Annotated in this window: 19 protein-coding genes; 6 read left to right on the top strand and 13 right to left on the bottom strand. The window is 65.5% G+C overall.

The window, feature by feature from the left end:
- Positions 1 to 13 precede the first annotated feature (13 nt).
- The 5 genes from ASC89_RS29165 to ASC89_RS21680 form a co-directional block, all read right to left on the bottom strand.
- Positions 14 to 4,027, bottom strand: a complete 4,014-nt coding sequence (locus tag ASC89_RS29165; protein ID WP_162247979.1) for a hypothetical protein — start codon at positions 4,025 to 4,027, stop codon at positions 14 to 16.
- A gap of 254 nt (positions 4,028 to 4,281) precedes the next feature.
- Positions 4,282 to 4,413 (bottom strand): hypothetical protein, encoded by a 132-nt coding sequence (locus tag ASC89_RS29160; RefSeq protein WP_274532720.1) that lies wholly within the window; start codon positions 4,411 to 4,413, stop codon positions 4,282 to 4,284.
- A 363-nt stretch (positions 4,414 to 4,776) separates the two neighbouring features.
- Entirely contained in the window at positions 4,777 to 5,301 is a 525-nt protein-coding gene (locus ASC89_RS21690) for a hypothetical protein (protein WP_055883788.1), read from the bottom strand.
- Positions 5,302 to 5,324: 23 nt separating this feature from the next.
- Positions 5,325 to 6,431 (bottom strand): aminotransferase class V-fold PLP-dependent enzyme, encoded by a 1,107-nt coding sequence (locus ASC89_RS21685; protein ID WP_056001674.1) that lies wholly within the window; start codon positions 6,429 to 6,431, stop codon positions 5,325 to 5,327.
- 366 nt (positions 6,432 to 6,797) lie between these two features.
- On the bottom strand, positions 6,798 to 8,789 hold the full coding sequence (locus tag ASC89_RS21680; RefSeq protein ID WP_056001671.1) for an alginate lyase family protein: 1,992 nt from the start codon (positions 8,787 to 8,789) through the stop codon (positions 6,798 to 6,800).
- 247 nt (positions 8,790 to 9,036) lie between these two features.
- Between ASC89_RS21680 and ASC89_RS21675 the strand changes: the two genes are divergently transcribed.
- Positions 9,037 to 10,110: a helix-turn-helix transcriptional regulator gene (locus ASC89_RS21675; RefSeq protein WP_082533514.1), complete on the top strand. Its 1,074-nt coding sequence runs from the start codon at positions 9,037 to 9,039 to the stop codon at positions 10,108 to 10,110.
- Between the two features lie 114 nt (positions 10,111 to 10,224).
- Here the strand turns inward: ASC89_RS21675 and ASC89_RS21670 are convergent, their stop codons facing one another.
- Positions 10,225 to 11,304, bottom strand: a complete 1,080-nt coding sequence (locus ASC89_RS21670) for a helix-turn-helix transcriptional regulator (RefSeq protein WP_055883777.1) — start codon at positions 11,302 to 11,304, stop codon at positions 10,225 to 10,227.
- Between the two features lie 226 nt (positions 11,305 to 11,530).
- Between ASC89_RS21670 and ASC89_RS21665 the strand changes: the two genes are divergently transcribed.
- Positions 11,531 to 12,145, top strand: coding sequence for a hypothetical protein (locus ASC89_RS21665; protein WP_055883773.1), 615 nt, complete (start codon positions 11,531 to 11,533; stop codon positions 12,143 to 12,145).
- 72 nt (positions 12,146 to 12,217) lie between these two features.
- Here ASC89_RS21665 and ASC89_RS21660 read toward each other — a convergent pair whose 3' ends face one another.
- The 7 genes from ASC89_RS21660 to ASC89_RS21630 form a co-directional block, all read right to left on the bottom strand.
- Entirely contained in the window at positions 12,218 to 13,042 is an 825-nt protein-coding gene (locus ASC89_RS21660; RefSeq protein ID WP_055883771.1) for an ABC transporter substrate-binding protein, read from the bottom strand.
- A 257-nt stretch (positions 13,043 to 13,299) separates the two neighbouring features.
- Positions 13,300 to 15,138, bottom strand: coding sequence for a PQQ-binding-like beta-propeller repeat protein (locus ASC89_RS21655; RefSeq protein WP_055883767.1), 1,839 nt, complete (start codon positions 15,136 to 15,138; stop codon positions 13,300 to 13,302).
- Between the two features lie 42 nt (positions 15,139 to 15,180).
- Positions 15,181 to 15,801: a c-type cytochrome gene (locus ASC89_RS21650; RefSeq protein ID WP_056001665.1), complete on the bottom strand. Its 621-nt coding sequence runs from the start codon at positions 15,799 to 15,801 to the stop codon at positions 15,181 to 15,183.
- 190 nt (positions 15,802 to 15,991) lie between these two features.
- Positions 15,992 to 16,801, bottom strand: a complete 810-nt coding sequence (locus ASC89_RS21645) for an ABC transporter substrate-binding protein (RefSeq protein ID WP_056001662.1) — start codon at positions 16,799 to 16,801, stop codon at positions 15,992 to 15,994.
- Positions 16,798 to 17,610, bottom strand: a complete 813-nt coding sequence (locus tag ASC89_RS21640; RefSeq protein ID WP_056001659.1) for an ABC transporter permease — start codon at positions 17,608 to 17,610, stop codon at positions 16,798 to 16,800. The genes ASC89_RS21645 and ASC89_RS21640 overlap by 4 nt, the downstream gene beginning before the upstream one ends.
- Positions 17,607 to 18,581 carry an ABC transporter ATP-binding protein gene (locus ASC89_RS21635; protein ID WP_244488511.1) on the bottom strand — a complete coding sequence of 325 codons (975 nt, stop codon included), beginning with the start codon at positions 18,579 to 18,581 and terminating at the stop codon, positions 17,607 to 17,609. The genes ASC89_RS21640 and ASC89_RS21635 overlap by 4 nt, the downstream gene beginning before the upstream one ends.
- Positions 18,582 to 18,737: 156 nt before the next feature.
- A complete protein-coding gene (locus tag ASC89_RS21630; protein ID WP_056001653.1) occupies positions 18,738 to 19,724 on the bottom strand; it encodes a phosphoribosylaminoimidazolesuccinocarboxamide synthase in 987 nt (328 codons plus the stop codon).
- Positions 19,725 to 20,079: 355 nt separating this feature from the next.
- Here ASC89_RS21630 and ASC89_RS21625 point away from each other — a divergent pair, with 355 nt between their 5' ends.
- The 4 genes from ASC89_RS21625 to ASC89_RS21615 all read left to right on the top strand — a co-directional run bounded on the left by ASC89_RS21625 (position 20,080) and on the right by ASC89_RS21615 (position 23,203).
- Entirely contained in the window at positions 20,080 to 21,219 is a 1,140-nt protein-coding gene (locus ASC89_RS21625) for an MFS transporter (protein WP_055883749.1), read from the top strand.
- A gap of 271 nt (positions 21,220 to 21,490) precedes the next feature.
- Positions 21,491 to 22,030, top strand: a complete 540-nt coding sequence (locus ASC89_RS21620) for an adenylate kinase (RefSeq protein ID WP_056001650.1) — start codon at positions 21,491 to 21,493, stop codon at positions 22,028 to 22,030.
- A gap of 325 nt (positions 22,031 to 22,355) precedes the next feature.
- Positions 22,356 to 22,487, top strand: a complete 132-nt coding sequence (locus tag ASC89_RS29155; RefSeq protein WP_274532719.1) for a hypothetical protein — start codon at positions 22,356 to 22,358, stop codon at positions 22,485 to 22,487.
- 152 nt (positions 22,488 to 22,639) lie between these two features.
- A complete protein-coding gene (locus ASC89_RS21615) occupies positions 22,640 to 23,203 on the top strand; it encodes a class I SAM-dependent methyltransferase (protein WP_156384713.1) in 564 nt (187 codons plus the stop codon).
- The last annotated feature ends 82 nt before the right edge of the window (positions 23,204 to 23,285 follow it).

The raw sequence follows: 23,285 nt of genomic DNA, 5'->3' as shown, positions 1-23,285 counted from the left end.
CTCGCCACGCCGGTCAGAACTGCAGCCGCGCTTTCGCCGCCAGCCCGTACCCCTCGAGCTGGTCGGAGAAGCGGGTGTTGAGGGTTAGGGAGGCGTCGAACTGCGCGTTGTCGCCGAAGGGCCGCGAGACACCGATGCCGAGGCTCGCTTCCCCGACCAGCCCCTGGTTTTCCGACACGAGGTTCAGTTCGTTGCCGACCTGGTCGGTAAACACCGAGGTCGGGCCATCGGCAAAGTCGTTGTAGAGCGTGCCGGTGAGGAACGGGGTGACCGCGGTGAGCTGATCCTCGAGCAGGAAGGTCTTGCTCAAAGTGCCGCCGATGAAGCCCACGAGGCTCAACGCGGCATCGGGGGCGAGGGTCTCGCCATTCTGGAATTCGAGCACCGAGGCGGTGGTTTGGCTGATCGAGAAGCCGGCCCGCGGGGTCAGGTCCACCTCGCCCAGTGATATCGCGTAGCTCGCCGAGCCGCTGAGCGTGTAGCGATCGGTGTGGAGGTCGGCATCGACCAGGCCGTAGCTGGCGTTGGTGTTGTTGAACACGAAGTCGGTGGCGTCGTAGCGGGCCTGCAGCTCGGCGGCGAACTGATCCTTGGCGATGGCCGCATAGATGCCCCCGGAACCCTGCTGGAAGCTGGCCCCGGTGGTCGATGGCACGATGCCGTCGATCGACTGGGTGGTGGAGCCGGCGACAAAGCCGCCGAACGCGCCCAACGCTACGTCGATGCCGGAACTGCCGACATCGGCGCAGGCGACATCGACGCCGAACTGGCCGCCGCCGAAGCTGAGGCCAACCGTCGAAGAGCCAGCGGAAGAGCCGCTGTCGGTGAAGGTTTCGCCCGTCGCCGAAGCACTGCCGCCAAGGCCGCGCTGCCAGGCGCCGACGCCGCAATCGCTGCCGGGGACGTTGCCGATAAGCGTCCTGCCGTCGCGGCCCGGGGCATGATCGAGCATGGCGCCGATGGTCGACTGCGCCAGCGTCACCGCATCGGTGATGCCGCCCAATACGCCGAGGTCGGCTTCGGCGTGGACGTAGAGATCACCGCCATTGTCGATCAGGCTGAAGCTGACGAGGCCGGCCGGCGGCAGGCCGGTGGAGCTGAACGCGCCGTCATAGCTGGCGGCGTCATTCTGGACCACCAGTACGTCGGGGATCAGCCAGGCGCCGCCCAGATTGTCGAAGGCGTAAGTGGTGCTGGCGCCGGCTGCGACCGAAGCGACGTGCAGCCGGTCGGTGGCGCCGGTCTGGAGGTTAATGTCGAGGTTCACCGTGCCGGTGCCCGACAGCACGCCGGTGGTCAGCACATCGCCAGTGAGGTTGTTCCCGCCGAGCGAAACGACGCTGTTATTGGTTAGCGCGCCGATGGTTTCGCTGCCGCGCAGGTCGAAGAGGCCGCTGCCCGAGACATTGACCGCGGCGGTGTCGGAGATCGACGTGCCGTAGCCGATGAAGCTGCCGCCGGTGATATCAAGCTGCGATGTGCCGGTGAGCGAGCCGGTGACATCGAGCACGCCGGCTGCAACGGTGGTGATGCCGCCATAGCTGTTGCTGCCCGACAGGATGAACGTGCCGGAACCCGCTTTGGTGAGCCCGCCGCTGCCGGAGATGACTCCCGCGAACGTAGTGGAAGTATTGGCGCCGCCCGTCGAAAGCGTCTGGCCCAGCGCGACCTCTACATTGCCGCCGCTGGCGCCGCCGCCGGAGAGCGAGCCGATGGTCTCACTGTCGGTCACCACCAGGTTGACGCCGGCGGTGTTGTCGAGGACCACCGCGCCGGTATTGGAGATGGCGGCGCCGTTCTGCAGCTCGAGCGTGCCGCCGCTGACAGTGGTGGCGCCGGTATAGGTGTTGCTGCCCGAAAGCACCAGCGTGCCGCCGCCGGTCTTTTCGATCGGTCGGGCCCCGCCGGTCTCGGTGATATTGCCGGACTGCTCGGCGGCATCGCCGGTATCGACGTCGAGGGTGGTGTCGTTGCTGTTGAGCACGATGGCGCTCGCGACCACAGCACCGTTGGCGTAGTGGATCTCCGACCCGGTGGTGGTGATCTGCGCGATGTCGCTGGTGGTGACATTGCCCGAAAGGTTCAGCGTGCCGCCGAGCTGGATATCGCTGATGGCGCTCGTCAGGCTGAGCATGCCACCATCGATGTCGAGACTTGCGCCGGTATCGACCCGGACCGCGCCGGCAATGGTGCCGCCAGTGCCGGTGATGCTGTTGCTGCCACCGGTGAAGGTGATGGCGTTGGTGCCGCCTCCGCCACTCGCGACGCTGCCGGGGGTGGTCATCGCGATGTCGATGCCGGCGCCCGAGATGCCGGCGCCACCGGCGCCGGGGCTGCCAACACCGAAGCTAGAAAGGCCGCCCGCGCCGCCTTGCCCGCCAGTGACGGCCGCATTGACGTTCACCGTGCCGCCATTGCTGAGCACGATGGCAGCGCCGCCGCCGCCGCCGCTGCCGCCGTCGTAGTCCGCAGCGCCGCCGGCGCCGCCTTGCCCGCCAGTGACGGCCGCGTCGACGTTCACCGTGCCGCCATTGCTGAGCACGATGGCGGCGCCACCGCCGCCGCCGCTGCCGCCGGTGATCGCAGGGCCGCCGGCGCCGCCTTGCCCGCCAGTGACGGCCGCATCGACGTTCACCGTGCCGCTATTGCTGAGCAAGATGGCAGCGCCGCCGCCGCCGCCGCCGCCGCCGGTGAAGCTCGAAAGGCCGCCCGCGCCACCTTGCCCGCCAGTGACGGCCGCATCGACGTTCACCGTGCCGCCATTGCTGAGCACGATGGCGGCGCCACCGCCGCCGCCGCTGCCGCCGATGACGTAGCCGCCACTGCCTGCGCCGCCATTGCCGCCGGTTGTGGCGGCGTTGACGTTCACGGTACCACCGGCGCCCTGCACCAGGCCGCTGGCGCCTGCCTCGCCGCCAAGGCCGAAGTCCTCACCGACGCCGCCGGCATTGCCGACGCCGCCGGTGAGGGCGCCGTTGATGGTGGTCGTGGTGGCGGTCGTGACATTGGCGCCGGCGCCGTTGGCGCCGCCGGTCACCGTGCCGGTGATGGTGAAGGTGCCGGTGCTGCCGAAGGAAACGCCGGCGGCGCCAAAGCCGCCGGTCACCGTGCCGCCGGCGATGAGGTTCGCCGCTCCGGTGACGACGATGGCGCTGGCGCCGTTGCCGCCGGTGGTGGATGCCCCGGTGGTGAGCGTGCCGGTGCCGCCGAAGATGATGCCGGCGCCGCCAATGGCGTCGTTGCCACCATTGCCGCCGCTGACCGCCGCGCTGGTGGTGATGGTACCGCCGTTCAGCGACACCACGCCGGCGCCGCCCGCGCCGCCGGGGCCCTGCGCAAACTGCGTATATCCGCCATCACCGCCATTGCCGCCCGTCACTATGGCATTGATGTTCGCAGTCGCTCCAGCCGCATTGCTGAACACCATGCCGGTGCCGCCGCTTCCACCGCCGCCGGCCGAAAGGAACGCGCTGCCGCCATTGCCGCCGTTGCCGCCGGTGGCGGTCTGACCGGTGTTGCCCAGGTTCCCCGTCCCGGTGATGACCACGCCATAGCCGCCGGCGCCGCCGCTGGCGCCGTCGCCACCGTCACCACCCTGGGCCGGTCCGGTCAACGTACTGAAATCGGCGCCGACAAAGCCGTGGGCTCCGCCGCCACCACCGCCGCTGGACGTGCCGTTGCCGCCATCGCCGCCGACGAACGTGCCCGGTGCCGGCGCCAGTCCGCCAGCACCGGCATTGCCCGGGAAACCGATCATGTCGCCGCCGGCGCCGCCAGTCTGGCCTGCACCACCACCGCCGGCTTCGGACATCAAGTCGCCATTACCGCCGGCCCCGCCCGCGCCGGTATTGGAATCCACGCCCCCGGCCGCGCCGCTGCCACCTTCGCCGCCGGCGGCGAAGGCGGTGCTGGTGCCGAGGGGGCCAGCGGCGAGGATCGCCAGCGACGCGATGGAAACGAGGAGCGTTCGCGTCAGGCCATGCAGGCGTTTGCCCTGCACGCCATGCATTGCCGGAAAGCGGTTCATCAAGTCGGCCCCCAAATCATGCGCGCACGGTAGACAGAAAGTCCGCCGGGGGCATGCCCACTAAACAGTAGGGGTAGGTCGAGATCGGTGGCCAGCCGAGCAGGCGGTCATTTTGCAGAACAGCGTGTGTTTTGCGATCGATGACTCGGCTCGTGTAACGGCCGGCCAGATAGCGCTCTTTTAGATCCTGGCCATAGTTCCAGGTACTCAGGAAGACCGGATGTCCGCTTTGGGCGGTGTGGACGGGGTTCGCCTTAATTGACCAGCGTTTCGTAATAGTTGTCGAGCGACCACTTGCTGATGTCGAACCAGACCGGCAGCACTTTGATAACCTCGGAGAGAGGCATCATTGACGCCGAGATCATCCAGACGAGCGGTATCATCATGAAGATTCTGCCCAGCCTCGGCACGGCGTTGCCGGCGCCGGTTGGCTCAAGCGGGCTGAAACGTTGCCTCCGGCAGGCGCAGCCTTCCCATCCGAGCCGGTCCAGTCAAAGCAGACCCGGGAGCGCTTGCGGAGCTGACTTGCCAATGTTGCCTGCGGACGGGCTTTGGCTCTCGGCAAATCGGTGACTTATGGAGATACGAGGGTCCGGGCGACCTGCTGCATCGCAGGCAGGTTGTTCAACACCGGTCCGGTGAAACGGCGCCTGCTCCCATTCGCCCCCACCTCACCCCGCCTGCACCTGATAGTCCACTTGCGATCTCGTGCTGGGTGCCCGTGCCAAGGGTCGGGTGCGCTAGCACGACTAACCCTTCTGCAATGCGCGTTGGAGGAGCGCGGTTGTATAGAACTCGTACGAGGCCGCCTTGTCCGGGAAATCGATCAGATGGACTGTGAAGCGGCAGGGAACTCCATTTTCGGGAAGGTTATCGGCGAAGAAGGATGAGTACGCCTCGGCATAGGCTTTCCGAAGGCGATCCTGCTCGGCGGCATATCCGGCGGGGTCGGCGAGGATGTTCGGGGTCTTCGGTTGGGCACCGAACGCATGCATCTCAATGAAATCGATATCCTCCAGAGACGAGCAGATTCCCGCCTCGACCAGCCACTTCTCCCAGCACCTGAAGACCAGTGCGACTTCCTGATGGGGATCCATCGACACGAGTTCGCTGAGTCCCAATACGCCCTTCGCTGAGTAGCCACCTGTCAGACCAGCGAAATGAATTTTAAGGTCGCCATCTGTCTGTTCCTCGGTGACCAGCGCCGAGAGAACAGGTCGATCGCCTTCATAGTAATAGGTGAGTTTGCCACGCTTCCTGACATTGAATGCCATCGATAATGTTCCTGGAGACTTGATTAGCGGGTCAGAACCTGTCGCAATCGAGCAGCAACGACACCGGCCTCGTCGCTCGTCAGCGTCTGCGGATTCAGGGCTATGGCATTCGGTTCATCGGCTAGTGCAGATACCTCAATCCAGACATCGCCGTTCCTGAGTTCGTCAATTACCTGGTCGCGCGTCTTGCCGAAACCGGCATCGAGGTGAACGATTGCGCGGGCGTGAGGTTGACCAGCTTCACTTGGGAAGCCGCGTTCCGTCGTCACTCCCGGGATCCCGGCGAGCTCTTCGATCCAGTTCTGGACGATCGCCTCGTAACCTTGGAGAATCGCGTCCTCGTCCCGATCCAGTGTGTACTGGACGGCGGCGAGCATTCCGGCGAGTTCTTCCTTTCCGACTTTCATGGGTCGACCGATGCCCTGCGTTGGCGCTGAAAGTCGGCGGCAACCTGCGATCAGTTCCCTGGTCCCAAGGACCAGACCGGCAGCTTGCGGCCCACGGATCCCTTTGCCGCCACTGAAGACGACGCCATCGCAGCCGAGGACCTTGGTGTAGTGCCAGAGACTCGAAACCGGTGGAATCTGGGCGGCGGCGTCAACCAGAACCGGGACGTGGTGTTTCCTGGCGATCGCGATGACATCCTCGATCGGCGGAGATTTCGCTGCCAGCGCCCCGGCAAACCAGACCAGGCACGCTGTACGCCCGGTTATGGCCGACTCAAACGATTCGAGGGTGTCGTCGCACGCAACGATAGAGGCGCCGGTCTGGAGAATGGCGAAGTCATAGCCGTTGCGCTGTGAAGTGAAAACGATCACTTCGTTCCTGGTGATGCCCTTGAGCATCGGATACGCCATCGGATCGGGTTCGTTCGGCGCTGCCATCAGAGTGGCGACCGCGAGCACGATCCCAGCTGCTGCACCCGAGGAAACGAATGCGGCATCATTCCGGGTGAGCTCGGCGATGCGGTCGCCGACCCTTGTTTGAAAGAGTGGCAGATCGATAAACGAGCCAGCAGCCGCATGCATTGCCTCGAGGACTTCCCTGGGCATGCGCGATCCACCAAGTCTGGTGAGTGTTGCTGACGCGTTGATGATCGGCTTGATGCCCAGGTCTTCGTAGATACTCACCCGCAGAGCCCCTCGCGAGAATTGTGAACCCATTCGTTGGGCGTCAGCCTACCCAATCCGGATGGCTGCTGCATTCACCGATTCTGCCCCAATGACGTGCTTGAGCACAAAAGCGATCTGCGCTTCGGTGAACTCGACGTCTTCCTGGAACTCTCCTGCTCCCGGCAGGGGATCATCGTGAAGGCCAGGTACCCCGCCACGGCACACAGCTGGCCATCCGGCAGGCGGAGGACGCCGCCGATGTCCGCTTTCCCTCTCACCCCACCTGCGGCAGCGCCAGGCAGAATTCAGGCTGTGGTTGGATCTGCCGCTCACCCCACCCTCTACCCAGCCGGACGAGGGCAGGGCCCTCGCCGGGAGTATGGCCTATCGGCTGATGACGATCTCCCCGGCGGCGACGCGCTTGAAGAACGTTTGCAGCCCCTCGTGCTGCAGGTTCTCGACGTCGCCCGAGGCGACCAGGCCGATGGCGATATCGGCAAACGAGTCGATCAGGAACTGCGCCTCGAAAGCCTGGCGCCTGGGTAGTGCCGCAATGATGCAATCGGCGCGCTTGGCACGGTATTGCGTGTCATCGATCGCGAAGTCGATGATGACGCGGTGGAGATTGTCCTCGTAGGTGCGCGTCTTCGCGCCGCACGCGCTCAAGCCATCCGGCTTGCGGTCGCCAAGTGGCTCGTTGATCACCAGGCTGAAGCTGAAAAAGCTGCTGGTCGTATAATTGAACGTGCCGACGACGTTGAAATCCAGCTCGTTCGCTCCCTCCTTTTCGCCCTCGATCTCCGATTTCAGCAGCGAGTTGACGTTTACCGACCTGCCCACCTGGTGCGCGATATCCTCGAGCGTGCGGACGCTGTGTTCCGGGGTCGGCAGCGGTGGCGGTGGCTCCGGCATGGTCAAGGGCGCGAGGTTCACCACACCACCGGTGAGCGCATAGAGGCAGGCGGGTACGCCACCGGACTTTTCGCTGTCATTGTCGACCTCGCTGGCCAGACTGTTCAGGATGTACCGAGAGGCGTCTCTTTCGGGAAACAGGTTGGCGTAGGCCGTCAGGTAGCCAGCTTCCCCTATGAACGACATGCTCGGCTTGTCGACGCTGCCGAAACGGTCGCCGCCGTCGGGGCAGCGGATGGCGTATTGCTGGTTCGTGGCAACCGGATCCTTGATCGAGCGCAGGACGAACTCCACGGCGGTGTGAGCCGATCGCCCATCGACCTCGTAGCTGAAGAGATCGACGCCGCGAGCCAGTTTCAGGGCGGTGCCGATCATCACCACATGGGCGGTGTTTCCCGAATTGTAATGCAGGCCCATGCCGCCGCGCTGGGTATCGATTGGCCAGCTGCCGTCCGGGCGCATATCATGGATCGCCAGCTTGAACTCGTCGATCGCCGCCTGGACCGGCCGATCATCCCCGACCATCAGGCCCCAGATGAGAGCGGCATAGGTCCGCATGTAGGCCTTGTTGTCGGAGCGATCCTTCCAGTGGCTGGCGCCCATTTCGGCCACGAGGCGGTTGAGCCACGGGCCGACGACGGTGCGTTCCTCGGCGGAAAAGTCGGCAGCCACCTCCGCCGTGGCGCTGAGAATGGAGAGGATCGCAGCCATCATCTGGTAATCGACGGGCTGCGCGCCCCAGCTGACGTGGATGCCTTTGCCGAGCGCACCGGCGCGGGCCCATTCGATGACGCCCCGCTTGAGCTGGGTGCGCGCCACCGGATCGTCGGTGAGACGCAGGTAGGTGGTCAGCCGCCTGAACCAGGTGGCGGCGATGTCGATGTCGTGCTGTCGCTCGCCATAGGCTTCATCGAGCTTCACCACCGCGATGGGACGGGGAATGACCAGGCTGCCCGGGCCGCTCTGGCACTGGGCGGCGCCGCGCACCGCAGTGTAGGGCGATTTCCACGCTTCGGCGCCGAACTGGTCGGCGGTCAGCTTCGGCACGCCGAGGGGCGTACCCTTCCCGTAGGTCGGGTGCTCAAAGCACTCGGGAGCAGTGGTGTAGGCTTCCCAGAGCCGCTGCTGATCACGATCGGAGAGGATGCCGGCCGGCTCCGACGACAGGTCCAGCGTCACGATGCTCTGCGCCGCAGGGGTAGCGGCGAAAGCCGACACCGCCGAACACCACTCACCGGAATTCTCGGTGGTGAGCGTGTCGAGCGGCATCGCGGCGTTCCTTGCGAAGAGCGTCGCGGCGTTGATCGTCCGCTTTCCCAGCGCGCCATCGACCGGACCGGGATCAAAACCCAGTCGCGTCAACTGCTCCTGAACGCAGGCCACGTCGGCATGGGCCGGCGAGGCAACGGCCAACCATGGCGCGAGCAGCAGCAGGACAAATGCGCGTCGCAGGAATGTTCTCATCGGTTCCCTCCCTGAAGCGGACCGGGCTGCCGAGGCGTTCTCGAGCCCCGAGCGACATGCCTGGTGGGGAAGGGACGCCGTCTTTCAACAATTGGCGTCACCCATTCGGGTGAGGGGCTGGTCCATGCTGGTGCGGAGGCGTTGCCTCGCAGCGTGAACACACTCCTCAAACCCGCGTTCTGCTATGGCAACGCGAGGGCAGTTGGTGCAAGTCTAGCACTTACGAAACGGTCGTGATTGCAGCACCATGGATATGGATACGCTGGTCGAGGGAATATACGAGGCGGCGGTCATTCCGGAATACTGGCCGCGCATCCTGGAGCAGATCGGCAGTCTCGCTGACGGGGACGCTGCATCGCTGATTGCCTTCGGCCACGATACAGGCCTGCGCTATGTTACCACGAAGAGCTATGAGGCGGCGTTTTCGGACTACGCCGCCAATGGCGCAAGCCTGCCCAATATCCGACCGCAGAGAAGCCTCGAGCGCATGCCGATGGCATTTGCGCATGACATCGAGGTTTGTTCACAGACCGAGCTCGATGCTGATCCCATCTACATCCGGTTTATCAGGCCGTATGGATTCGGCTGGACTGCCGGTACCGCCGTTCCAGTGCCGAGTGGCGATCTGATTGTTTACGACGTGGCCAAGTCCACCACCAAAGGCCCCTTCACCCGCGCAGCGATGGAGCGGCTCGATTCATGCCGCCCGCATCTGGCAAGGGCTGCGCTGCTGGCGCATCGACTGCGGATGCAGCAGGCCAGGGCGACGACCGAAGCCCTCGACATCCTGGGGCTGCCGGCGGCTGTGGTCGGGCGAAATCGCGCGGTCCTCGCAGCAAACGAGTCGTTGCTGGCGCTCGCACCGCGCGTGAAGATCGGAGCTTTCGATCGGATCTACCTGCGGGCCAAGGCAGCCGACGATCTCTTTGCTGCGGCACTGTCCAGCTCCAGCTTCAACGGCGTGCGATCGATCCCCCTGGCGGCGACTGAAAACGCGCCGGCGATCGTCGCTCATGTGGTCCCGATCCGACGCGCCGCCGGCGACATTTTTGCCCGCGCCGAGGTTCTGGTGCTCCTCACCCCGGTGACGGCCCCGTCGGCGCCCCTCACTGAAGTGCTGACCGGGCTCTTCGACCTGACGCCCGCCGAGGCGAAAGTCGCCCGCGGCATCTCGGTCGGCCGATCGGTCGAGCAACTCGCGGCTTCGCACGGCATCTCTCGCGAGACCATCCGTACCCAGCTCAAGTCGCTGATGATGAAGACCGGCACGAGCCGCCAGGCCGAGCTCGCAGTGCTGTTGGGCGGCCTTCGACCGCTCTGAGAGGCGGCAGGGTATCCGGCGGACGACATCACGTTTCGCGGGCCGGGTGATGACCAGCCCCTGCAACCAGGCGGCGACCACATCGGAGAGGCCGCCTGGCCTTGGTGTGTCCCGTCAGCTGAACGGGCTGATGCCGCTGAGGAGGACCGCGAGTTCGGCTTGCCGGGCGGTGCCGGTTTTCATCATCACCGCTTTGAGCTGGGTGCGGACGGTCTCCCGCGACACGTTGCTGGCCGTGGCGATGGTTTCGACGGATCCGCCCAGCGAAATGGCCTTGGCCACCCTCGCTTCGGCCGGCGTCAGATCGAACAGACCCGTCAGCACCTCGGTGACCGGCGCATTTGGAGCGGTCACCTGGGTGAACAGCAGGAGCATTTCGCCGCGGGCAAAGACATCGTTGGCCGAGCGGCGGATCGGGACCAGGTGGGCGACCACGGCAGGGTGGACTTCGGTCGCCGGCATCGGCAAGGAGCGAACGTTGTCGTGGTCGAGTTCGGCGAGCGCGCGGCCGAGCAGCCTGTCGGCGTGCGCCGTCGCCAGATGCAGCCGATCGAACGCGCCGATGGTCACGCGTGAATCGAATGCTCTGAGCGAGTCATTGGCCGAAAGGACGCGGCGGTCGCTCTGCAGCACCGCGGCGGGGAGCCCCAGCGCGTCAAGCGCGTCGGTGGCGGCCCGGGCCGCCTTGAGGTTCAGCCGGTGCGCCAGCAAGGCGGCACGCGCCAGGTGCGGACGGTAGAGGTCCAGCCGTTCCATGTCGGTGCGTCCGAACGGCTCGGTTCGTCTGGCAAAATCGAAAACCAGGATGTCGGCGGTCGGCACCGGGATGAGCGTGCCGCCGGTCCAGCGAATGGCGTGCGGATAGATGAAGTCGCGATACACCGGGTCGGTATCGAGCTCGGATTGGGTGAACAGTTCGAGGTCGTGCTGGAAGCCGACATGCCCGTTCGCAAGGGCCCGCCTGGGGCGTTGGTTGTCATAGCGGCCGGCATCTCCCCGCGAGGCAAAGCTCTCGAATACCGGGAGGTAGCTGGGGGTCGCGGTGAACCGCATGCGCTGCTGGGGGTCGAAGACGAGCAGGCCGGATCCGCTGGCGCCGACCACCTGGCTCATATGGCCCAGAACATCGGGCCAAAGCTCCGGGATGGCGGCCGCCTCGTAGATCTCGTCAACGATTTGCTGATCAGCCTGCATCTGGCGTCTCGGGTCGACCACATGCCAACTACTCCTTCGGCAGGTCGAAGGCAAACTCAGCCTCGAACGGCTCAACCTCGGTTCGTCCCGACGACCCTCCGGCCGTCATCGCGGGATGGCACGACAGGTGGTTCAACTCATCGGTGAGGTGATCTAGAAGGCATGAACAAGCGCTTCCGTTAGCGGTTGACCGGCCGTCGGGCGGAAAAGTGCGATAGAGAGAGCCATGACACTGCTGCGCGACCTGAGCATGAGTGACATCGTATCGCGGATCGGCGCGGTGCTGGTCTACGCCTGGCTGCAGGGCTTGTTGCTGGCGGGCCTGGCGCGCCTGCTTGGCGATCGGCGGCCGCAATTCGATGGCCGGTTGTCAGCCAATCCGTTCGCGCAGCTGTCGCTGTGGGGCCTGGCCGTCGGCGTGCTGTTCGCGATGAGCTGGGTGCGGCCGCTGCGCTATGAGGTGGCGAGCAACCGGCTGGGCGGCTGGGGCGTCGCGGTGGTGGTGCTGGGCGGGCTCATTGGCATGGCGCTGCTGGTGCCGGTGGCCGACCTGCTGCGGCCGCTGGCGCTGCTGCTGCCACAGAGCGGCGCCTATGTGGTGCTCTATGTGATTGGCCAGTTTCAGCTGGTGACGGCCGGATCGGTGCTGCTGAACCTCCTGCCGATCCCGGGGCTGGCCGCCGGAGCCATCTGGCAGGCGGTGCGGCCGGAACAGGGACGCCGGCTGCCGCGCTACCAGTCGCTCGGCCTCGCGGCGGTCACGGCCGCAGTGGTGGCGGGGCTGATCCCGAGCCTTGGGGCGGTGGTGCTGCCGTATCTGAGTTTGACGGGGAATGCGTAGGGGGCACCGGCGGTGCGGTAATCCTCCCACGCCACGCGGGGGAGGATTACGGAGAGGCCGGTGCGCTTGGGTCTACTCCCCAGCCCGCCCGGCGTAGCCGAACTGCTTGAGCAGGCCATCGATGGTGCCGTCGGCGACGAGGGCGTCGATGGCCTGGTCGATCTGGCTCCTCAAAAAGCCGTTGCGGCTCGAGACCAGGGCGCCGACATGGGTCTCGGAAGCGGGGATGGGATCGTTGGCGATGACGCGGAGCGCGGCTGCCTCGGGTCGTTCCTGTTGCAGGCGCGCCAGCACCGGCTGCCACAGGATCATCCCGGCAATGGTGCCGTCGAGCACCCGGGTCGCCATCAGGTTCGGGTCGGCATAGGGCAGCCGCACCCAGCGGTCGGCCTTGCTGCGCTGCTGCGCCCAGGTGATGTAGTTCATCTCGCCCATGCTGGCGATTGCCGTGCCGAGCCGCTGGTCTTTGGGGATATCGCCGAGCCGCTGCCAGTCGGGGTTCTTGACGGCGAGGACAAACGGGATGGTGGCGTAAGGGCGGGTGATCGAGAAGCTGTCAGACAAGGGCGTATTGGGCGACACCGAGACCCCCATGAACATGTCACAGTCATTGTTCATGGCGAGGTTCAGCTCGTCCATGAAGCCATCGCCGGTGAGCGGAAAGCCGCCAAAGCCTTCCATCACCTTCACCTCGAGAAACAGCGCATCACCCAGCGCCTTGGCCACCGCCTCGTCGAAGGCGCGGCCTAGACTGGTGCGGTCGAAACAGACCTGGATCGAGTCGCCGGCCTGGCGGCGGGTATTGTCGAACTCTTCCGGCGGCACGCCCGAGGTCTGGGCGAGGGCGGCGCCGGTCGAGAGCAGCAGCAGCGCCGGGGCGAGCAGTTTCAGCAGCATGATAGTCTCCTAGGTCGTTTCACTTTTGGACTGCGCCGGAGAAGGGGGTGTGCTCGAGCTTCGACCCATCCACCGGCTGTCATCCCTGCGAAAGCAGGGACCCATCCATCCACCTGCGCGGGCCGTGAGTTGGGTCCCTGCTTTCGCAGGGATGACATCGAGGGTGGGGCGATGGCAGTGGCAGTGATTCAACCCATCCGTGATCTAAAAAGGAAAGGGGCCAGCGGCCCCTTTCCCATTCGTTCCGATCAGATCATTCAGCTTCCGGACTTGGGCAGCTTGAATACGAAGATCGAGTTGCCCGAGCCGGTCGGCAGCGGGATCTCCGGGAAGGCCGAGGAGATCGAGCTGGCGGCGTTCGAGTAACCGGTCGGCACCACGAGGTACTGCTCGCCATCGATCTCGTAGGTCGACGGGTAGCCGCCGATCGGAGCGTTCAGGCGCTGCGACCAGACGACCTCGCCGGTCTCCTGATCCCAGGCGTTGATGTTGCGGGCGGCGTCGCCGCCGAACACCAGGCCGCCGGCCGTGGCCAGCACCGACGAGGTCATCGACGGGCGGCTGCGATACTGCCACTTGTGGTCGCCCTGCGTCGGGTTGATGCCGACCGCATCGAGCAGGCCCGCATCGGTGATGCCTTCGGGCAGCACGCGCGGCCCGAACTTGACGGCGCCGACGGCGTTGCCGGCGGTGAACTCGACCTGGGTCGGGGCCACGGTGTTGCAGGCTTCGGTCAGCGGCACATAATAGGCCTGGGTGAGCGGGCTGTACGAGCCGGTCATCCAGAGCTTCCCACCCGAAACCGAGGCGCAGACCAGGTGCTCTTCGCCGACCGCCTTGGAGATAAGGTCGGTGTTGATCTGCACGGTGCCGTCGGCATCGACGCCGGTCACGACGTTCTGCTGCACGGTGTCCTTGTGCCACAGGTACTTGCCGGTATCGCGATCGAGGGCGAAGACGATGCCGTTCTTGCCGGCGGCGGTGATCAGGAGGTGCTGCGTCTTGCCGTCGACTTCCTGGTCGACCAGGATGCGTTCGAACGGGCTGTCGAGGTCCCAGTTATCGCGCGGCAGGTGCTGGTAGTACCACTTGAGCTTGCCGGTCTCGACGTCGAGGGCGAGCGTCGAGTTGGTGTAGAGCACGCTGCCTTCGCCCGAGCCGCGGATCAGCTCGGAATAGGGGCCAGGCATACCGATGCCCCAGAACGTGGTCTTGGTTGCCGGATCATAGGCGCCGGTCGTCCAGGGCGTGCCGCCCCAGCGGTTTTCCGGCGGCACATCGCCCCAGCTTTCACCCTGCTTGGGGTTTTCCGGGTCGTCGATGGTGTTGAAGCGCCAGAGCTCTTCACCGGTGTTGATGTCGTGCGCCATGATGAAGCAACCGCCGGCGGTGCCGGCGATCGAGCAGCCGGAAATGGCGGAGATGATCTTGCCGTCGGCGATCAGCGGGCCAACGGTGTAGCTGTAGCCCTTCTGGGTATCGAGGACCTGCTTCTCCCACACCGGCTTGCCGTCCTTGGCATTGAGCACGACGATGCGTGCGTCGACGGTGGTGAGGATGATCTTGTCCTCATAGAGCGCGATCGAGTTCTTCTGCCGGCGCGCCTGGTTGATCTGGTAGCTCCAGGAGCTGGGCAGCTCGGCCAGCGTCGGGCGATACTGCCAGACCAGGTCACCGGTCTTGGCGTCGAGCGCCTCGACGATGTTGTTGTTGGTCTGCAGGAACATGATGCCGTCGTGCACCAGCGGCGCGGTTTCCTGGATGCCGGCTTCGGCCATCGGCCAGGCCCAGGCGAGCTGCAGCTTGCCAACGGTATCCTTGTTGATCAGGTCGAGCTGGCTATAGCCCTGGTTGTTGTAGTTCCCGCGGAACATCAACCACTCTTCCTTAGGCGGATTGGCCAGCATGTCGGCCGTGACCGGGACATAGTTCTTGGTCCGCTCCGGAGCGGGCGTGGCTGCCGCATCGGCGGCGGGTGCAGCCGCAGCGGGCGCGGTCGCCGCGGGCGCAGCCGCGTTCTGTGCGAGGGCAGGGCCAGCAAACAATGCCAGCGCGGTCGTGGCGACCAACACGGACTTCAAAAGTTCGATTTTCATCGAGACCTCCTAAAAGCGGCACACATCAGTGCGCCAGATAACTCAGTTGGCAGCGGGCGCGGCGACGGTGGGGAGCGTCTTGCCCCAGGTGAAGGCCTGCGGAACTGCGGGAGTCGTTGCAGCGGCGGGCGCCGCGGCATCGGTGGGGGCAGGGCCACCCGGCAGCTGCTTGCCCCAGGTGAAAGCCTGCGGAACGGCAGTTGCAGCGGCAGCAGTGGTGGCGTCGGGCGTTGCCGTTGCGGCGGGCGCCGCCGCGGCAGCGCCTGCCTGGGTCTCGGCCGGCAGAGAAATGGCGGCGAGCTTGGCGGCATCTGATGTCAGCGGCTCGTCCCCCGGCTGGGCGCCGTTGAACTTCATGATGTAAGCAATGATGTTGAGATAGGTCTCATCGCCAAGCTGGCCCGGCGCCGAGGGCGGCATGGCAACGTGAATAAAGTCGTACAACCCGCCGGCCGTGGCCCAGTTCTGCATCACGTCCGAGCCCGCGAGACCGGGAGCATCCGGACCCTCGAGCTGCTTGCCGTGACACTGGGCGCAGTTGGCGTTGTAGGCAGTTTCGCCGGCAGTGGCCTGCTCGGCGGTGAAACCGGCGGCATGGGCACCGCCACCGGACAACGCGGCAGCCAGGGCGACAACCGCGAGGGGGGTGATCTTTAGGGGCATCTTCGTCTCCCGAGAATGGGCTGGCGCACCGACCGGGAGGAAGATTCCGTTCGGCACGTCGTCTATGGGAACTGACATTTCAGCGGCCATCTCTCAATCTCACAAAATGCATAATCGGTTCGCACGCCCATGCGACTTTCGTCATAGTGAAGCAAAATTTAGTGATGGAACCAAAACTGGCGCCGTGCGTTCACGGCGCTTCTTCAATGGTTTCAATATGATAACGAGCCTCCAGCGCCGCCATGTCGCCGGCGGCCTCTAGCCTCTGCAGCGCCGCGGCGACGGCCCGCTTGAGCGTCTGGTCGCCCTTCCACAGGCCGAACGCCATGCGGAAGCGCGGGAACTGCGCCTCGTCCAACCAGAACGGCGTGACGCCCTCAGGCAATGCCATGCCAGCCGTGAGAAAGCGCTCGGTGATGCCGGCCGCAGCGCGCCCGCTCGCCAGGGTTTCGGCGAATTGCTGCGGCGACCGGGCGGGAATCACCTGCCGCGATTGCTGTCTGAGCCAGCCCGACAGTTTCAGCCGGTCGAGCCCGCTGGTGCCGGGCAGCACCACGACGGAGCCGCCGGCCGCGGGGAGTTGTCCGCTCTTCGATACCCCCACCCAGCCGGTCTCGATCGGCGTGGGGATGGTCTGGAGGAAACTGCGGCTCTGCAGCGTGTCGGCGACGCCACCGGCAATGATGTCGCACTGGCCTCGGGTCAGCGACCAGTTGCGCGGATTGAAGTCGGTGCCGATCGAACTGAGCGTGTTGACGGCGAGCCGCAGCCCCAGCTCTGCCGCCACCTTACCCCCGAGCTCAATGTCGAAGCCGGGCTGCTGCGGATCGCCGGTGACGAGGGGCGGGTAGCTCGGCGGCACGCAGAGTTTCAAGACGCCGGTCTTCTGCCGATCGCTGAGCGAGGTATCGGGCGGCAAAAAGCTGAGCGTCGTCAGCAGCGCCACCGTGATCAACAGGTTGATCGCAGGCTGGATCCAGCGATTTCTGCCGCCTTTCATTGCCGCGCGAAATCGATGGTGGCGACGACAAAGAACACCACCGCCATAGCGACGATGACCCCGACACCCATTGCGGGGGCGAACTGGTTGAAATTGATCAGCACGCCGCGCAGCGCATCGACGGCATAGGTGATCGGGTTGATCTGCACCAGGAACACCAGCCACTCGGGATAGGTCACCGCCTGCTGGGCCCGAGTCAGCGCCGGATCGAGCGGAAAGATCGACGAAGAGGTGAAGTAGAGCGGCAGGATCACCGTGTTGGAGAACACGCCGAACCCCTCGAAACTGCGCACCCGGGCCGCAAGGATCACCCCGAAGCTGGTGAGCCCGAACGCCAGGATGAACATCAGCAGCAGGGCCAGCGCCACCTGCTCGAGGCTGAGGGTAACGTCGGCGAAGCGGGCGAGGATCAGCACCAGCGCGCCGTGCAGCGTCGCCACGGTGGCGCCGCCGAGCACCTTGCCGAGCAGGATCAGCCAGCGCGGCATGGGCGACACCAGCACTTCGCGCAGGAACCCGAATTCGCGATCCCAGATCACCGACACCGCGAACTGGATCGAGGTGTACATGATGTTGAGGACGATGACGGCCGGGAACAGGAACTGCAGGTAAGTGTAGGGGATGACGAAGCGGACCTCGCCATAGACCTCGCCGCGGAAATAGGGGTTGAGCCCGACGCCGAGGATCAACAGCCAGATCAGCGGCCGGCTGATGCCGCCGATGAGCTGCGCCCGGTCGCGCGTGGCGCGGGTGATTTCGCGCAGCCAGACGCCATAGAGGCCACGCAGCGCCATGACGATCGGGTTCATCGCCGCCCTCCGCGCCGGCCGGCGGCCTTGTCGGCATTGTGCTGGTCGTCGGCGCGATCGCGCAACTGGCGGCCGGTGAGCGACAGGAAGACGCTCTCGAGCGTCGGATCCTGGAACCGCACCTCGACCAGCCGATCGCGGAAAGTCGCGAGGAAAGCATCGGTCATGGCGCCATCATCGGCGGGGAGCGCAAGGCCATGCGCGCCGAGCGGCTGCGCATCGGGGCGGGCCGCCTGGATCGCCTCGAGCGCCGCCTGGTCGCGCGGGGTGAGGTGCAGCCAGCGGCTGCCGTACTGGGCCTTCAGCGCCTCGGGCGAGCCCTGGGCGATGATCTTGCCATGGTCGATGATGCAGATCGTATCGGCGCCCTCGACCTCCTCGATATAGTGCGTGGTGGTCAGCACAGTCAGGTCGCGGGCCCGTCGCAACTCATCGAGGTAGCGCCAGATCCGCACCCGGGTCTGGGCGTCGAGCCCCGCCGTCGGCTCGTCGAGGAACAGGATCTGCGGCTCGTGCAACAGGGCGCGGGCGATCTCCAGCCGGCGCCGCATGCCGCCCGAAAAGCTGCGGACGATCTCGTCGCGCCAGTCCTCGAGCTCGACCAGCGCCAGCACCGCGGCGCTGCGCTCGCGCCGGCGTTTGGGCGCCATGCCGTAGACGAGACCGTGGAACTCGAGGTTTTCCCAGGCGGTCAGGCGATCATCGAGGCTCGAATCCTGGAACACCACGCCGAGCGAGCGCCGCGCCTCGGTCTGCTGGCGCACCACGTCCGCCCCGGCGACGCGCGCGCTGCCGCCATCGGGGCGGCGCAGCGTCGAGAGGATATTGAGCAGGGTGGTCTTGCCGGCGCCATTGGGGCCCAGCAAGGCGAAGCTCGAGCCGCGCCGGATCTCCAAAGTCAGGTTGTCGAGCACGGTCTTGCCCGCATAGGCGGCGCTCAGTCCATCGACACTGATGGCGATTGCGGACAAGGACTGGGCCTCGGGGCCGGGCTGCGGCGAAGTCATATCGCCTGATACGCCCGCGTTCCGCGATAGTCGATCCGCAATTTGACGCTGGCGAAGCGCATGCCGCCAACAGCTCGAGCGTGCCGCGGAGTGCAGGGGAGCTCCCCTCGCGCCTGGCTCTCAGTCCCCGTGAAAACTCGCCAGGGCCGCCAGCACGCGCTCGTGCACCGGCGGGGTGGGCGGCGGCGGCTCGAACGGCTGGCCGGTAATTCGCTGGTAGGCTTCGACATAGGTCAGCGCCGTTTTCCAGATCAGCTCCGCCGGGATTTCGGGGACCTCATCGCGGTACGGATCGCATCGCGCCGCGACCCATTCGCGGATCACATCCTTGTCGAAGCTGTGCGGACGCTGCCCGCCGGCGAGACGCTGCTCGTAGGTATCGGCGCGCCAGTAGCGGCTGGAATCGGGGGTGTGGATCTCGTCGGCGAGGCGAAGCCTGCCCTCGGCATCGAGCCCGAACTCATATTTGGTATCGGCGAGGATCAGCCCGCGTGCGGCGGCGAGCGCCTGGCCGCGGGCGAACAGGGCGAGCGCGGTCTCGCTCACTTCCTGCCACTGCGCCGCGCTGAGCAGGCCGCGCTCCAGGATTTCGGCCTCGGTGAGCGGCTCGTCATGCGCCCCGTCGGCGGCCTTGCTGGTGGGGGTGATGATCGGCGTCTCGAGCGCCTGGTTGTCGGCGAGGCCATCGGGGAATACCCGCCCGTACATCTGCCGGCGCCCGGCCTTGTACATGGTCAGGATCGAGGTGCTGGTGGTGCCGGCGAGGTAGCCGCGCACCACGATCTCCACCGGCAGGATGTCGAGGCGGCGGCCGACGACGATGTTCGGATCGGGATAGTCCAGCACGTGGTTGGAGCAGATATCGGCGGTCTCGGCGAAGGCCCAGCGGGCAATGCCATTGAGCACCTGGCCCTTGAACGGGACACAGCACAGCACCCGATCGAAGGCCGACAGGCGGTCGGAGGTGATGAGGATGCGCCGCCCATCCGGCAGGTCGTAATTGTCGCGCACCTTGCCGCGATAGAGCCCGGGCAGCCGCGGGTCGATCGCCTCCTTCAGCACCTGGTGCCGGCTGAGCGCGAGCTTGGTTTCATCGATCGTCGACATGGCCGGTCCCCAACGCGGTATGGAGCCGGACGCGGGGTCCCCGCTCAGGCTCGATCCTCCGGCGTATCGCACCTGCCGAGCCGATCGGCCACAGTTTTTGCGGCCGGTGAGGACCGGCAGCGCCAGGAGCGGTCGCTCGCCGCGGGCCGCTTCGCGAACGGGCAGTTGTTCGCTTCTCGCCAGACCAGCGTGCGCGGGAAAAAACAGAGCGCCGGCAGCACAGCTCCGACGACCATTCAAATATTGGCCCAACAATGTTGTGCAACGCTCCGAAAGCTCCGCCACCGCCTGGTGGACGACAAGCGCAAATCACCCCGCCCCAGGTTCCCCGTCTGGTCAGTAGATGAGGTTCGCAATGTCGCCGATCGCCGCTATTCGACTGATCTTCTTTCTGGACGGACTAATCATCGCCAAGTGGCTGCCGCACCTGCCAGATATCCAGGCGCAGCTGGGACTGGATATCGGCCAGCTGGGGCTGGCGCTGGCAGCCTTGCCGCTGGGCATTATGGCGTCGCTGCCGCTGGTGGGCACTTTAGTCACCTCACGCATGTCCGAACGCGCCGCAATCCGCCTGACCTTCGCCTGGCTGGCGCTCACGTCCATCCTGCCTGGGCTGGCGTGGGATCTGCCGAGCTTCGCCGTCGCATTGTTCTTTTACGGCTCCGGCATCGCCGGGGTCGAAGTCGCGATGAACGCGACGGCGGATGCCGTCGAGACGCGGCTTGGCAAGCGCATCATGTCGAGCTGCCACGGGCTATGGAGCGTCGGCAACCTCGCCGGCGCGGCTCTGGGCAGCCTCGCGCTGTCGTTTCACCTCGAGGCAAATGTCACGCTCACCGTCGCTGCGCCCGTGCTGATGGCGGTGGCCTATTTGTCGACAGGCCAGCTGGCTCGCACCCCGATCTCGTCGGCGCCGGGACCGGCGCTCACCCTGCCGGACCTGCCACTGCTGCTGCTTTGCCTGTTGCCGTTCTGTGCCTGCGTGCTCGAAGGGGCGATGGCGGACTGGGCGGCGGTCTATCTGAGGACCGAACATGGGGCGCAGGCGGCGCTTACCGGCGCAGGGTTTGGCATCTTCGCGGCGATCATGGCCGGCACACGGCTGACAGGCGACCGGCTGATCGATCGTCTCGGGCCGGTCTTTCTCGCACGGTGCTGCGGGGTTTCCGGCCTGTTGGGGCTGACGGTGATCTGGGCGGCGCCAAACGTCTGGACGGCGCTGCTGGGCTTTGCGCTGATGGGATTCGCTGCGTCCCTGATCTTCCCGATCTCGGTGACGGCGGCAGCGCGGCAGCCCGGCCGTTCCTCGGCGATGAACATCGCCGCGCTGTCGTTGATCTGCTTTTCCGGCTACGTCATCGGCCCGCCGGTCGTCGGCTTCATCGCCGGCCTTGTGGGCCTGCGCACAGCGCTCGCCTGTCTTATTCCGTTCGCGATCGGCGTGCTGCTGCTGGCTCCGCGGGTCCAGCCGAAGGTGTCAGTACAAGTGACCTGAACAGCAGCGACGGCGGACGCCATACTGTGCGCCGGGGTCGGAACCAGTCATTCACTGCCTCCGCTGGTGAACGTTGGGATGCGTCTCAGATGTCTCTCAGTCGCCACGCGATGTTGCGGTTGTACCCATAGATGCGGATTTCCCAGCACCGTTGGCCCGCCGGGTTTCGCTGCGAGCGTCCGCTTCGCGCCAGAGGCGGCCATTCGGGCTGCGCCTTCCCGCTTCCTACCGGTCGCACTATGGTCGTTGGAGACGTGCGGCCGGGGCAGCCATGAAAAGAGTTGCGATATTCGGGAATGCAGGTGGGGGAAAGTCTACGCTCGCCAAACGCCTGGCCGAGATCACGCGGTTACCGCTGCACGTATTGGATAAGATGCAATACGGGGCCGGCGGTGTTGCAGTCCCGCACGAGGCGTTCCTCAAGGCACACGCTGAGTTGCTGCGTCGAGATACCTGGATCATCGATGGCTTCGGCAGTGTCGAGACCGCCTGGGAGCGGTTCGCCGTAGCCGATACGCTCATCCACATCGATCTGCCCCTCGTCACGCATTACTGGTGGGTGACCAAGCGCCTGATCAAGGGACTCTATGTCGCGCCGGAGGGGTGGCCGCAGAACAGTCCGTTGTGGCGCAGCACGATGAGCAGCTATGGCGTGCTGTTGCGATGCCATCGTGCTTTGACGCCGCGGTACAGGCAGCTCGTTGGTGACATGGCGGCAGCGAAGCAGGTTTACCGGCTGAAGTCGCGGGCGGAGATTGGCGCGTTCCTCGCCTCAATCGACCGCGCTATGCCCGTTGAGGACAACCTCTAGTCATCTTGGTGCTACCAACGTCGACCGTCCGCTTCGGGCCATGAGGCGACACCGGCCGAGGACCGCTTCGCGCCAGAAGCGGAGGTCCAACCCTCAACGGCTGGAGTGCCGGTTCAGCACACCTTCGGTTTCGCCATGCCACGCATGGGGTCTGTCTCGCATAGCGTCGCGTGCGTTCTTGATTCAGGGCTCAGCCCGGGGCATCTTGCCGTCGCGAATTCTTCGCATCCGGAGCACTCAATGAGAGCCTACTGATCCCAGCCACCCCTCCGCCGCCAGGCGAGCGAGCGCTTTTGCTCGCCCTGGATTCGGTACGGAGGCCGCTATGGATCAGATCGTTCTCTGGGTTGGACTCGCTGCTTCAATCGCAATAATTGCGGGCTTTGCCATCGATCACGGATCGGTATTCGGCAAGGTGCTGAGCTCTCTCTTGGCTTGGGCCAAGCGTCTGCGTTAGCGCATTTTCACGCCACGCCCCAAACGGGCGGGTCGTGAATGCCGCGACCTCGCTGCGTTCCGCTGTAGGCGGCGCGGCGAGCCGCGGCCGCGAACCGACAGCCTCCCCTCGGAAACACTGGTCCCACTCAAAAACCATTTGAGGGGATGACGATGTTGGTAGTGACTATCGGCGCGGTGACGCTGCGACTGCAGACGGAACCTGGCCTCTTTTCTCCGCAATGGGCGGATGCTGGTACACTGGCGATGCTCTCGCTGATCACGTTCGATCCAAAAGACAAGGTTCTCGACCTCGGGTGCGGCTATGGCCTCGTGGGCATCCTGGCGGCCCACCACGTTTCGCCCGCGCAAGTGCTCATGGTCGACAACGATCCGACCGCTGTGGCGATCGCCCGCCGCAACGCGGATGCCAATGGCGTACCCAATGTGACGGTGGGGTTGTCAGATGGCTTAAGGGGCACGCGGGAGAGTGGGTTCACCAAGATCATCTCGAACCCGCCCTACCATGTCGATTTCTCCGTTCCGAAACACTTCATCGAGAAGGGCTTCAACCGCTTGGTCCTGGGTGGGACGATGTGGATGGTCACGAAGAGACGCGACTGGTACCGCAACAAGCTCGGCGCGATCTTCGGCGGCTGTCGGGTCAACGAGATCGGGGGCTACTACGTGTTCGAAGCCACCAAACTTCGATCGACCTATGCCAGGTCGCGCCAGTGACTCCCAGACCGCCCGCCACTTTCAAGCCGAGCACCTCGCGACGATAACGTCCACTTTGGGCCAAGAGCGGTCCTCCGAAGCA

It is taken from the genome of Devosia sp. Root413D1 (assembly GCF_001425235.1).
Lineage (GTDB): Bacteria > Pseudomonadota > Alphaproteobacteria > Rhizobiales > Devosiaceae > Devosia_A.
This window is presented reverse-complemented; position numbering and strand designations above follow the sequence as displayed.